16 protein-coding genes are annotated in these 11,660 nt (G+C 61.8%); 6 read left to right on the forward strand and 10 right to left on the reverse strand.

What is annotated here, in order from left to right; all coding sequences use genetic code 11:
- Positions 1-19: 19 nt before the first annotated feature.
- A complete protein-coding gene (locus tag CZ203_RS13010; protein WP_087066533.1) occupies positions 20-829 on the forward strand; it encodes an MBL fold metallo-hydrolase in 810 nt (269 codons plus the stop codon).
- Complete coding sequence (gene rlmH, locus CZ203_RS13015) at positions 817-1,299, forward strand: 23S rRNA (pseudouridine(1915)-N(3))-methyltransferase RlmH (protein ID WP_087066534.1); 483 nt, start codon at positions 817-819, stop codon at positions 1,297-1,299. The genes CZ203_RS13010 and rlmH overlap by 13 nt, the downstream gene beginning before the upstream one ends.
- 44 nt (positions 1,300-1,343) lie before the next feature.
- Here the strand turns inward: rlmH and CZ203_RS13020 are convergent, their stop codons facing one another.
- From CZ203_RS13020 to CZ203_RS13035, 4 genes are all read right to left on the reverse strand, one after another.
- Positions 1,344-2,174: a TraX family protein gene (locus CZ203_RS13020; protein WP_087066535.1), complete on the reverse strand. Its 831-nt coding sequence runs from the start codon at positions 2,172-2,174 to the stop codon at positions 1,344-1,346.
- Between the two features lie 134 nt (positions 2,175-2,308).
- Entirely contained in the window at positions 2,309-3,250 is a 942-nt protein-coding gene (locus CZ203_RS13025) for a 1-phosphofructokinase family hexose kinase (RefSeq protein WP_087066536.1), read from the reverse strand.
- A 196-nt stretch (positions 3,251-3,446) separates the two neighbouring features.
- Positions 3,447-3,641 carry a helix-turn-helix transcriptional regulator gene (locus tag CZ203_RS13030; protein ID WP_087066537.1) on the reverse strand — a complete coding sequence of 65 codons (195 nt, stop codon included), beginning with the start codon at positions 3,639-3,641 and terminating at the stop codon, positions 3,447-3,449.
- Positions 3,642-3,938, reverse strand: a complete 297-nt coding sequence (locus CZ203_RS13035; RefSeq protein ID WP_087066538.1) for a hypothetical protein — start codon at positions 3,936-3,938, stop codon at positions 3,642-3,644. It lies immediately after the preceding gene.
- A 195-nt stretch (positions 3,939-4,133) separates the two neighbouring features.
- Here CZ203_RS13035 and CZ203_RS13040 point away from each other — a divergent pair, with 195 nt between their 5' ends.
- Together CZ203_RS13040 and CZ203_RS13045 are read left to right on the forward strand one after the other, a co-directional pair.
- The gene (locus tag CZ203_RS13040) at positions 4,134-4,931 is read left to right on the forward strand and encodes a MerR family transcriptional regulator (protein ID WP_087066539.1); all 798 of its coding nucleotides are present in this window, start codon (positions 4,134-4,136) and stop codon (positions 4,929-4,931) included.
- A gap of 50 nt (positions 4,932-4,981) precedes the next feature.
- Complete coding sequence (locus CZ203_RS13045) at positions 4,982-5,488, forward strand: glycosyl-4,4'-diaponeurosporenoate acyltransferase CrtO family protein (RefSeq protein ID WP_087066540.1); 507 nt, start codon at positions 4,982-4,984, stop codon at positions 5,486-5,488.
- Between the two features lie 48 nt (positions 5,489-5,536).
- Here the strand turns inward: CZ203_RS13045 and trmD are convergent, their stop codons facing one another.
- The 6 genes from trmD to ylxM form a co-directional block, all read right to left on the reverse strand.
- The gene (gene trmD / locus CZ203_RS13050; RefSeq protein ID WP_087066541.1) at positions 5,537-6,268 is read right to left on the reverse strand and encodes a tRNA (guanosine(37)-N1)-methyltransferase TrmD; all 732 of its coding nucleotides are present in this window, start codon (positions 6,266-6,268) and stop codon (positions 5,537-5,539) included.
- Positions 6,258-6,770: a ribosome maturation factor RimM gene (gene rimM / locus CZ203_RS13055; RefSeq protein WP_087066542.1), complete on the reverse strand. Its 513-nt coding sequence runs from the start codon at positions 6,768-6,770 to the stop codon at positions 6,258-6,260. Before rimM ends, trmD begins: the two co-directional genes overlap by 11 nt.
- A gap of 79 nt (positions 6,771-6,849) precedes the next feature.
- Positions 6,850-7,080: a KH domain-containing protein gene (locus tag CZ203_RS13060; RefSeq protein ID WP_087066543.1), complete on the reverse strand. Its 231-nt coding sequence runs from the start codon at positions 7,078-7,080 to the stop codon at positions 6,850-6,852.
- Between the two features lie 20 nt (positions 7,081-7,100).
- Positions 7,101-7,340 (reverse strand): 30S ribosomal protein S16, encoded by a 240-nt coding sequence (gene rpsP / locus CZ203_RS13065; protein ID WP_087066544.1) that lies wholly within the window; start codon positions 7,338-7,340, stop codon positions 7,101-7,103.
- A gap of 58 nt (positions 7,341-7,398) precedes the next feature.
- Positions 7,399-8,751 carry a signal recognition particle protein gene (gene ffh, locus CZ203_RS13070; RefSeq protein WP_087066545.1) on the reverse strand — a complete coding sequence of 451 codons (1,353 nt, stop codon included), beginning with the start codon at positions 8,749-8,751 and terminating at the stop codon, positions 7,399-7,401.
- A 30-nt stretch (positions 8,752-8,781) separates the two neighbouring features.
- Positions 8,782-9,147, reverse strand: coding sequence for a YlxM family DNA-binding protein (gene ylxM / locus CZ203_RS13075; protein ID WP_087066546.1), 366 nt, complete (start codon positions 9,145-9,147; stop codon positions 8,782-8,784).
- Positions 9,148-9,360: 213 nt separating this feature from the next.
- On the opposite strand from ylxM, the gene yfmF reads away from it, so the two are divergent.
- Positions 9,361-10,638, forward strand: coding sequence for an EF-P 5-aminopentanol modification-associated protein YfmF (gene yfmF, locus CZ203_RS13080; protein WP_159456530.1), 1,278 nt, complete (start codon positions 9,361-9,363; stop codon positions 10,636-10,638).
- A gap of 35 nt (positions 10,639-10,673) precedes the next feature.
- Positions 10,674-11,633: an EF-P 5-aminopentanol modification-associated protein YfmH gene (gene yfmH / locus CZ203_RS13085; protein ID WP_456236203.1), complete on the forward strand. Its 960-nt coding sequence runs from the start codon at positions 10,674-10,676 to the stop codon at positions 11,631-11,633.
- Positions 11,634-11,660 lie beyond the last annotated feature (27 nt).

Genomic DNA, 11,660 nt, shown 5'->3' on the forward strand with positions numbered 1-11,660 from the left:
ATTCATTTATGGAGAACGCATGAAAGAACGCTATTATTACAGTATTGCGAGCGGGTCGGGCGGCAACTGTTCGCTGTATGTGTCCGGCGGGACGGCGGTGCTGTTCGACCTCGGCGTGTCGGTGCGGCGGCTGCGGCAGGCGCTCGGCACGCTCGGGATGGACGTGCCAGACCTGGCCGGCGTGCTGATTACGCACGAGCATATCGACCACGTCAAGGGGCTTGCGACCTTTGTCAAAAAATATGACGTGCCGGTCTATGCGACCGGGCCGACGGCGCGCGAGCTGGTGCGCAAGACGCCGCCCGCGTCGGACAAGCTGCGCCCGTTTTTCGGCGGCGAGGCCTTCCCGGTCGGCGGGCTGTCGGTGCAGTCCTTCCTGACGCCGCACGACGCGGCGGAAAGCGTCGGCTATGTGCTGCGCGGGACGGAAGGCGCGCTCGGCTTTGCGACCGACCTCGGCTTTATGCCGTCCCAGGTCAAAAAGCAGCTTACAGGCTGCGATACCGTTGTGCTGGAGTCCAACCACGACCCGGTGATGCTGCAAAACGGCCCGTACCCCTGGCCGCTCAAGCAGCGTGTCGGCGGGGCGCAGGGGCACCTGTCCAACCCGGACTGCGCCGCCTGCGCGGCCGAGCTTGCGCAGGCCGGTACGCGCACGCTGATCCTGGCGCACCTGAGCGAGCACAATAACACGCCGGTCACGGCGTTCCGCGAAACGCGGCGCGCGCTCGACCAGTGCGGCGCGGCGTGCGAGCTGTATGTCGCGCCGAAGGACGCGATGGAAGCGCCGGTGCTGCTGGATGCGGAGGGGCGGGTATGCTGTCTGTAAAGCTAATTTGCGTCGGCAAGCTCGGCGAAAAGTTCTGGGCGGATGCCGTGCGCGAGTATGAAAAGCGGCTGTCGGCCTACTGCAAGCTGGAAATCGCCGAGCTGCCCGAGCAGCGCCTGCCGCAAACGCCTTCCGCGGGCGAAATCGCCGCGGCGCTCGCCAAGGAGTCCGCGGCCATCCGCGCGAAGATCCCGCAGGGCGCTTCGGTCATTGCGCTGTGCGTCGAGGGCAAGACGCTGTCCAGCGAAGCGTTTGCGGATAAGCTCGGCACGATGGCGGCGCACGGCGTATCGCGCCTGTGCCTGCTGATCGGCGGCTCCTGCGGGCTGGACGAAGCGCTCAAGCAGGACGCGGCGCTGCGGCTGTCTATGTCGCCGATGACGTTCCCGCACCATCTGGCGCGCGTCATGGTGCTGGAACAGCTTTACCGCGCACTCAACATCCTCGCCGGCGGGAAATACCATAAATAAAGGGAAAAGGCCCTGCAATGAAGCTTGCAGGGCCTTTCCTGTATTCAAAACGGCGGGCGGAGCCAGCCGATGGCGGCGAGCAGCGCAAAGTGCGCGGGATAAAACGCATACAGGGACCACTGGAACCAGGGCTTTACCTCGCCCTTTTCCCCATTATAGAGCAGCGGGATGAGCGTGCCGAAATAATTGCCGGCGACGTTCATGGACGCCGTCATCGCCCAGCTCGCCCAATTGGCCGCGGGATCGGTGAAGGGCATCAGGATCAGCCGGATGCGAGACAGCGCCACCGCGGGCGCAAGCAGGGCGGCCTGTACCCTGCGCGAGCGGCCGCGCAGCAGGTAAATGGTAAAGATGAGCAGGATGTAGCCCTCCTTGCCCTCGCACGGCAGGTAATGGCAGGCCGCGGCAGCGGCCAGCACCGCGAGCAGGCCGGTAAAATGCCGGTTACGGCGCCCGCAGCAGTCGAACGCCGCTATCGCGGCCAGCCCAAAGGCCAGCGTGAACAGGATATTGAGCCCCACCGGCTGCCACGGCCCCGGAACGCCGTACAGCCTCTGTTCTGCCATGTCGAACCACATATAGGGCGGCTGCGCGATGACGGCGGCCACTGTGAGCCGCAGGAGGTATTTTCGCACGCTGTGGGTATGGAAAAAACCGTTCACAATGCAGAAAAGGAAGACCGGCGCCGCCAGGCGGCCGATAAAGCCGAGCAGGAAGGGCACCCATTGCAGGATGCCGTCCGCCAGGCGCGGATGCCCCGCCGCCCAGAGCGCATCGGCCAGCGGGAACAGCATATGGTCAATCGGGAAGATGCGCGTCACATGGTCAAAGGCCATGCAGCCTACAGCAAGGCATTTAAGCTGTTTAAAATTCATGGGAACCCCTCCTTCAGTCTGCAAGCAGTATAGCAGGCATTCCTTACAGGTTCCTTGCAAAACATCGTCAATTACCGGGCAAAATAAAAGCCCGCCGCCGGGGATACCGGCAGCGGGCTTTTGTGTGTGCTGGTTTAGATCGTGTAGAGCTCGACCATCTCGTAGACCTCGTAGACCTTTTTGAGCGTGGCCATTTCGGTACCGGGCAGGCGTGCGCAGGCGCGCCCCGCCGCGACGGAAAACTTGGCGATCTCATCGAGCTTGATGTCCTGGCGCATGCCGTTGGCGATGGCGGCCACCATGGAATCGCCGGTGCCGACCGCGCCCTCCTCCTGGATTTTGGGGTTGGTGTTGGCGTACAGCGCTTCCGGGCTGTCCTTGGAAACATAGACCGCGCCTTCCTGCCCCATGGATACGCAGACGATGCCCGCGCCCATGTCGAGCAGCTTGCGCGCGCTCGCTGCGACCGCTTCGGGGTCGATCGTGGGCTTGTCGCCGACCACGTCCGCCAGCTCAAACAGGTTGGGCTTGACGCAGTCCGGCTTGTACTTGAGCGCTTCCAGCAGCCATTCGCCGGCGGCGTCGACAATCAGGCGGCAGCCCGCGTCCTTGATGACGCGGCACAGCTTGCCGAAGTTCTTGAGGGAGAAGCCGGGGGGCGTGCTGCCGGAGAGGACGAAGATGTTTTCCGGGTCAAGATAGCCCTCGACCCGTTCGAGGAAGCGCAGGTAATCCCCATCGGAGATCTTGTCGCCGGGTTCGTTGATTTCGGTATGGTCGCCGCAGTTGTCGATGATCTGGATGTTGACACGGGTCTGGCCGGGGACGTCCACAAAGTCATGATGGATGTCCATGGAGGTCAGCGCGTCCTTGAGTGCGCGGCCATTGGTGCCCGCCGAAAAAGCAATTGCAACGCTTTCGCCGCCGATCGCCTTGATCGCGCGCGAAACGTTGATGCCCTTGCCGCCCGGTTCAACCTGGCTGCCGATGGCGCGGTTCAGCTTGTTGGGCTGGAGGGGTTTATCGATCCGCAGCGTGCGGTCGATCGCCGGGTTCAGGGTAATCGTGATAATCATGGGACATAACCTCCTGGGTCATTGTATCACAGTGCCGTTATAGGCAATCGTATTCCTCTTCTATTTTACCGAAAAAAAGCGCGCCTGTAAATTAAAATTTACATTTTCCGACGAGGATTGCAAAATCAGTTATCCGTAGGGGCTGGAAGGCCTGTCCTGTAATCAGCATATGCGCCCCGGGCGCGCCCTATGCCGGTTATCCAGGCAGGAAAAAAAGCTGCTCCAGCGGCGTTTCCAGCAGGCGCGCCAGCTTCATGGCGAGGGCGAGCGTGGGGTCGTAGCGGTCATTCTCGATCGCGTTGATGGTCTGGCGCGTCACGCCGAGCGCGCGGGCGAGGTCTTCCTGCCGCAGGCCGCGCGCCCGGCGCAGTTCCTTGACGTTGTTCTGCATTCACGCCCTCCCGATGAGGAGCAGGGGGAGGAGCACCGCCGCCGCCACGAAGATGGCCGCGCCGGCCGCGAGCCACAGCAGCGGTTTGCGGTCGCCGGTCGCGCGCGCGGTGAATACCTGCTGCAGCGTGCAGAGCAGCAGGTTGGAGGTACAAAGCAGCAGCAGCTCCAGGCCGCATTTCCCGGTGGCGAGCCAATTATAGAGCATCCAGGCCAGAAGGAACACCGTTACATACAAATGTGTCCATTTGATGGCCTGTAGGCGGATATTCAGCTCCATTTCGTCCATTTTCCGCATAGAGATCAACCCTTTCCAGATGTATGCCAGATAATAATGTAAAAACCTTTTGACAATTTAAGTGTAAGGCGGCGCGCCTGAAATGTCAAGAGTGTTTTACATTTAGCAAAAAAATATTACTTGACCTTGACACCGTGTCAAGGTGTACCATATAGGCATGGAACTGGTTCCGCTACTGTAAAAGGAGAAACGGCTATGCTCACCATCGGCGAATTTTCACGGCGCGGCGGCGTATCGCCCCGCATGCTGCGCTATTACGATAAGGTAAGGCTGCTCAGCCCCGCATACGTGGGGGAGAATGGATACCGCTATTACGACGAGGCGCAACTCCCCGTACTGGCGCAGATCGAGACGCTGAAAGGGTACGGGTTTGCGCTGAACGAGGTCGGCGCGCTGCTGCGCCTGCCGGAAGGGGCGCTGGCACAGCGCATCCATACGCGGCGCCTTGCCGCGTTCCGCGAACTGGACGGCCTGCGGCGCACGATCCGCCGGATGGAGGAGTACCTGTTAAAAATGGAGGGAAACGGCATGGAAAACAACCAAAAATATCATGTGATTCTGATGGAAGCGCCGGCGCAAAAGGTGTTCGGCCTACGCAAGACCATCAACATCGCGGAAACGCATGCGCTGTTCCGGGCGCTATATGAAGAAATGGGGCGGCGCGGCCTGCAGCGTGCCGGTGCGGCGCAGCTGCTGTACCACGGCAAGGCATTTTCCTACGAAAGTATGGACGTCGAGGCGCAGGCGGTCGTCGCGCAGGACGGCGAAGGCGTGCGCACCCTGCCCGCGGGCACGTTTGCCGCAGTGACGCATATCGGCCCGTATGAGGAAATTCATTTTGCGTACAAGGCGCTGGGCGCGTGGATGGCGGCGCATCCGGAATATGAGTCCTGCGGCTCGGCAATCGAACGCTACCTCAAGGACGAAGGGGAGGCGCAGGACCCGGAGGGGCTGGAGACCGGCGTGCTGTTCCCCGTGCGGAAAAAGGCGTGATTGCGCCGCGCGCGCCGCTGTGGTAGACTGGAAGCGGGTGGTGGTGCGGCATGTTATTTACGCTCATAATGATCGCGGCCAATACGGCGTTTTGGGTCGGGCTGCACTTTGGCACGGCCTTTGCCTTTACCTCGGTCCCGCGGCGCTACCGGGAGCGGCTGTTTGCCGCCTGCCGTGCGTTCTTCCGTGTGCCGCAGGCAGAGATGCGGTTTTACCGTAAAATCCGCTTGCCGGAGTGGAAAGACCGCCTGCCGCAGTATAACCGCGACTTTGATAAGCGCGGTCTGCCTGCCGAGGTGACGGAGGGGTACCTCTTGGAATACCGCTTTATCACCTGCCAGGCGGAGGCCGTGCATTACCTGATCGCGGCCTTGGGCTACCTGTCCCTGCTGTTTTGCCTTGCCTGCGAGCGCCCGGCGCGCAACCTGCCGCTGTTTTTTGGGATTGCGACCGCCTTGGGGCTGTGCAACTTCCCGTTTGCAATGGTCCAGCGGTATAACCGCTGCCGCCTGGATGCGGTATTGGCGCGCCTGCGGCGGACAAACGGCCGTGCATAAACAAAAAAAACCCGCGGATGCGGCTGCAAGGCCGTTTCCGCGGGTTCTTCAGGTTCCCTGTTCAATTTCTGCGAGGATTTTCCGGTCCTGCTTGTCCCGCGGCCGGAACGCCGCATACAGGTCGGGCCGGTCGCGCCGCGTGCGCAGCAGGCTCATCTTGCGCCGCCAGCGCACGATGTTGGCATGGTGGCCGGACAGCAGCACCTCCGGCACCGCGCGGCCGCGCCAGGTTTCAGGGCGGGTGTAATGCGGGTGCTCCAGCAGGCCGTCCCAGTGGCTTTCCTCCGTGAAAGCCTCCTCGTCCGGCAGCACGCCGGGCACCATGCGGCACACCGCGTCGGCCACGGCCATCGCCGGGATTTCGCCGCCGGTCAGCACAAAGTCGCCGATGGAGATCTCCTCGTCCACGCAGGCGTCGATAAAGCGCTGGTCGATGCCCTCGTAATGCCCGCAGACCAGGATAAAGCGCCCCTTCGCGAGCAGCTGGCGCGCCTTTTCCTGGGTGAAGGGCGCGCCCTGCGCGCTGAGCAGCACGGTATGCACCGGCTCGCCGCGGGTCAGCGCGTCGTGGCAGCGGTACAGCGGCTCCGGCAGCATCACCTGCCCGCGGCCGCCGCCGTAGGGCGCGTCGTCGGCCTTGTGGTGCTTGTCGCTTGCCCAGTCGCGGATGTTGACCGCGCGCACGCGCACCAGCCCCTTGTCCTGCGCGCGGCCGATGATGCTCTCCCGCATGACCGCGTTGATCATGCCGGGGAACAGGGTCATGATGTCAATTTTCATCGAGCAGCCCCTCGATCGAGCGGATCGTGATGCGCCCGGCCTCCTGGTCGACGCGCTCCAGGAACGGCTTTACCGCGGGGACATAGCATTTGCCGCCGTCCGCGCGCTCGATCTCGTACAGGTCGTGCGCCGGGTTCGTCGTGATGACCTCGCGGAGCGTGCCGACCGTGCGCCCCGTGCGCGCGTCGAACACCTCGAACCCCAGGATATCCTGGATAAAGACCAGGTCCTCCGGCAGCTCGACGTCCTCCCGGCGCAGGTAGAGCACCTTCTGCCGCAGCGCGTCGGCCTGCTCCATGGTGGTGACGCCTTCCAGCCGCATGATGACGCAGCCCTTGTGCACATAGGCTTTTTCAATGTGCACCGGCGTGTGGTCCGCCCAGTACAGGGTATCAAAATCGGTCAGCACCTCGGGCGCGTCGCACCAGGACTGTACCTTGACGTCGCCGGTCACGCCGTGCGTGTTGACGATCTGGCCGGCTTCGAGAAATTCTTTTTGCATATTTTCCTCCGGATAACGAAAAGACCTGTCTGAGACAGGTCTTCGTGTCGAAAAACGAAGTTTTTTGACAGTCAAGAAGTCAGTCGCAAATTTCGACCGACACTTTTTTGTTCTCGCGATTGCCCGCCGCCTTCATCAGGGTGCGGATCTCCTTTGCGATACGGCCATGGCGGCCGATGACGCGGCCCATGTCCGCCTGCGCGACGCGCAGTTCATAGACGACCTCGTCGCCCTCGATGGTTTCGGTGATAGCAATGGCATCCGGTTCGGTAACCAGATTTTTTACGATGTAGGTTAACAGTTCTTTCATTGATATAACCTCACTCATCCTTACAGCACGCCGGCCTTCTTGAGGATATCGCGAACGGTATCCGTCGGCTGCGCGCCGTTCTTGATCCACTGCTGTGCGCGCTCGCTGTCCACCTTCACTTCAGCGGGGTTCATGAGGGGGTTGTAGGTACCGATCTCTTCGATGAAACGGCCGTCACGCGGGTAACGGGAGTCAGCGACAACGATACGGTAGAAAGGAGCCTTCTTGGCGCCCAGTCTACGAAGTCTGATTTTTACCATGGTTTTCACCTCCTTGAAATAGAATAAGTCTATTGTAATGTTTTATTACAAACGTGTGTTAAAACGGCAGCTTCATGCCGCCAAAGCCCTTTTTCTTCTTGCCCTTGGCGCGGCGCTGCATGCCGGAAAGCTGCTTCGTCATCTTTTGCATCATGTCGAACTGCTTGAGCAGGCGGTTGATCTCCTCGACCTTGAGGCCGCAGCCCGCCGCGATGCGCTTTTTGCGGGAGAAGTTGATCAGCTGCGGGTTGTCGCGCTCCTTGGGGGTCATGGAAAGGATGATCGCCTCGGTGTGCGCAAGCGCCTTTTCGTCGACCTGCGCGCCCGCGAGCGCCTTTGTATCCACGCCGGGGAGCATGGAGAGCATTTCCTCCATGCTCCCCATGTTTTTCATCTGCTTGAGCTGCTCGTAAAAGTCGGTCAGCGTCAGCCGGCCGGCGCGCAGCTTCTTTTCCAGCTCGGCGTTCTGCTTTTGGTCGAAGTTCTGCTGCGCCTTCTCGATCAGCGTCAGCACGTCGCCCATGCCGAGGATGCGGGAGGCCATGCGGTCGGGATGGAAGGCCTCGATGTTGTCCAGCTTTTCGCCCGTGCCCGCAAATTTGATCGGCTTGCCGGTGACGGCCTTGACCGAGAGGGCCGCGCCGCCGCGGGCGTCGCCGTCCATCTTGCTCATGAGCACGCCGTCGATGCCGAGCGCCTCGTCGAACGTCTTGGCGACGTTCACGGCGTCCTGGCCGGTCATCGCGTCGACGACCAGCATGATCTCGGTGGGCTTTACCTCGGCCTTGATGTTTTTCAGCTCGTCCATCAGCTTCTCGTCGATGTGCAGACGGCCGGCCGTGTCCAAAAAGACCAGGTCATAGGCGTTTTTGCGGGCGTGGTCGACGCCCGCCTTGGCGATTTCGACCGGGTCGCCCTGTCCCATCTCAAAGACGGGGATATCGAGCTGCTTGCCGACGACCTTAAGCTGGTCGATCGCGGCCGGGCGGTATACGTCGCACGCGACGAGGAGCGGCCGGCGCTGCTGCTGCTTGCGCAGGAGCGCGGCGAGCTTGGCGCAGTTCGTGGTTTTGCCCGCGCCCTGCAGGCCGACCATCATGACGACCGTCGGGGGCTGCGGCGCGATATTGATGCGGGTGTTCTGGCCGCCGAGCAGGGCGGTCAGCTCCTCATTGACGATTTTGATGACCTGCTGCGCAGGCGACAGGCTTTCGAGGATTTCGGCGTCCGTCGCCTTTTCGGTAACGTCCTTTACGAAGTCCTTGGCAACCTTGAAGTTGACGTCGGCCTCGAGCAGGGCGAGACGGATCTCGCGCATGGCCTCCTTGACGTCCGCTTCCGTCAGGCGTCCACGGCTGCGCAGCTTTTTAAAGGCGGATGAAATTTTCTCGGTAAGACCTTCAAATGCCATAATTGCCTCCGTAGGCCGGGGCGGCAGCGCTTACCCGGAAATGGTCTTCAGGCAGTCCTCCATGTGGGAGATCAGCCGCGCCAGGTCCTGGTTGCGGTACCGGTTGATATTGATCAGGTGGATTTCGCGCAGGTCGGCGGCAAGCGATTCCAGGTTGGCTTCGATGCGGCCGTAGCGCGCGACCAGCCCCAGTTTCTCCTCCATCTCGCGCAGCGTGTGCTCCGCACGGACGACCGCGTCGCGCACCCCCTGGCGGGTGATGCCGGCGTGCTCGGAAATTTCGGCGAGGGACAGGTCTTCGTTATAGTAGAGGTCGAACAGCTCATGCTGCTTTTCCGTCAGGATATCGCCGTAGAAATCAAACAGCAGGCACATTTCAAAAGGCTTGTTTTTCATGGTGCCACCTCCGTGCTGTAAAGTTAAATCCCTTTACAACTACAACGATAATTATATTACAGGAAAAGCGCGCATATGTCAAGAGTATTTTTCGGAAAATCGGGGAAAATACCGAAAACACGCCAATTGAAGGAGGCGCGCCTCTGGACTTTGCGCAGGAAACAGGATATACTGGATAGCAGAACTTCATTTTTTCCGAAAAGAGGAAGGCTTATGCAAAAAATGATCCGGAAAACGGTCGCGCCGGGCGTGCGCCTGACCATTGTTCCGACTGACAAATTCAAGACTTCGGTCATGAGCGCGTGCCTCCTGCTGCCGCTGGGCACAGTGCACGCCTCCGATTATGCCGTGCTGCCGCGCGTGCTGCGCCGCGGCACCGCGCACTATCCCGATATGCAGGCGCTGGGCGGCGCGCTGGACGCGCTGTACGGCGCGCGCGTCGAACCGTCCGTCCGCCGCCGCGGCGAGGCGCTCGCGGTCGGCTTTATCTCCGACGTGATCGACGAAACCTATGCGCCGGGCGGCGCGGGGCTGACCGCGCAGGCGGCCGCGCTGCTGGTTTCCTTCTGGAAGCAGCCGTTCCTGATGGGCGGCGTATTCAGCCCGGACTATGTGGCGGGCGAGCGCGAAAACCTGGCCGACCGCGTCGAGGCGCTCAAGAACGACCCGCGCAGCTATGCGGTGCGCCGGCTCTATGAGCTGATGTGCGCGGACGAGGCGTTCGGGCAGAGCGAGCTGGGCACGGTGGACGGCGCGCGCGCCATCCGGCCGGACGCCCTATATAAGGTATATACGCAGGCGCTCGCGGGCGCTTGCGTCGAACTGTTTTACTGCGGCGCCATGGAGCCTGCGGCGGTGGAAAATGCGTTTGCAGAGGCTTGGGGCGCCCGGGAAGCGGGGGATTACGCCCTGCCGTCCACCCGCGTGCTGGCGCGCCCGGCGGGCGGCCCCCGCACCGTGGTGGAGGAAATGGACGTGCGGCAGGGCAAGCTGTCGCTGGGCTTCCGCACCGGCATCACGGGCGCGGACGAGGCATACCCGGCGCTCATGCTGTTTAACGCGGCTTTCGGCGGTTCGACCAGCTCCAAGCTGTTTATGAACGTGCGCGAGCGCCTGCACCTGTGCTACTATGCCTCCTCGTCCATCGAGCGGCAAAAGGGGTTGCTGTCGGTCAGCTCGGGGATCGAGAATTCCAGCTACGACGCGGCGCGGGAGGAAATCCTGCGCCAGCTTTCCGGCATGCAGCAGGGCGGCCTGTCGGATGACGAGCTGGAGTCCGCGCGCCGCACGGTGCTGAGCGGCTTGCAGTCCATGCAGGACAGCCCGGCGCAGCTCGAGAACTTCTGGCTCAGCCAGTCGGTCGCCGGTCTGGAGTGGGGCCTGGACGACCTGTCCAAGCGCATCCGCGCGGCCACGCGGGACGAGGTCATCGCCGCGGCAAACCAGGTGCGCCTGGATACGGTGTATTTCCTGAAAGGGGTGGCGCAGTAATGGAAAAGCAGTTTGAAACGCTCCATGAGCGCATGATGGGCGAGACGCTGGACAACGGCCTGCGCATCTACTATTTCCCGAAGCCCGGGTTTTCCAAAACCTTCGCCGTGCTCGCCACGGATTTCGGCTCGGTGGATGAGAGCTTCACGCTGGACGGCGTGCGGTATGATACCCCCACTGGCGTGGCGCATTTCCTGGAGCACAAGATGTTTGAGGATGTGGACGGCAACGCGCTGCAAAAGTTTGCGGCGACCGGCGCGTCCCCGAACGCCTTTACCAGCCATACAATGACGGCCTATCACTTCACCTGCACCGACCGGTTCGAGGAGAACCTCGAGATCCTGCTGAAGTTTGTATACACGCCTTACTTTACCGATGAGAATGTGGAGAAGGAAAAGGGCATCATTGGGCAGGAAATCGGCATGATGGACGATACACCCGATTGGCAGGCCATGGTTGGCATGTACGAGGGGATGTATCACGAACACCCCGTGCGCCGCTCGATCGCGGGCAGCGTCGAGAGCATTTCGCACATCACGCCGGAGATCCTGTACGCCTGCCACAAGGCGTTTTACAGCCCGTGCAATATGGCGCTTGTCGTCGTCGGCACGGCAGATTTCAATACAATTTGTAATATAGCGCGCGAATATTCCCCGAAGGAGAGCGCCGTGATTGGCCAGCGGCATTACGGCGCGCGCCAGGGCACGGTCAACCAGGCCGAGGTGGTGCGCAGCATGCAGGTCTCCATGCCGACCTTTATGCTCGGTTTGAAGGACGACCCGGTGCGCCCGGGCGAGAGCCGCCGGCGCCGCGCCATTGTGGGCGATATCGCGCTGCGCCTGCTGTGCGGCAAGACGTCGCCGCTCTATACGCGCCTGTACGAAAGCCGCCTGATCAACGCGAGCTTCGACAGCGAGTATTCCCTGCTGCCGGAGGCGGCCGGCGCGGTCTTCGGCGGCGAAAGCCNGACTTCCCGGCGATCTATGACACCGTAACCGCGGAGGATGTACGGGACTGCTATG

Origin of the sequence: Intestinibacillus massiliensis (assembly GCF_900155735.1) — a bacterium.
Classification (GTDB): Bacteria; Bacillota; Clostridia; order Oscillospirales; family Butyricicoccaceae; genus Intestinibacillus; species Intestinibacillus massiliensis.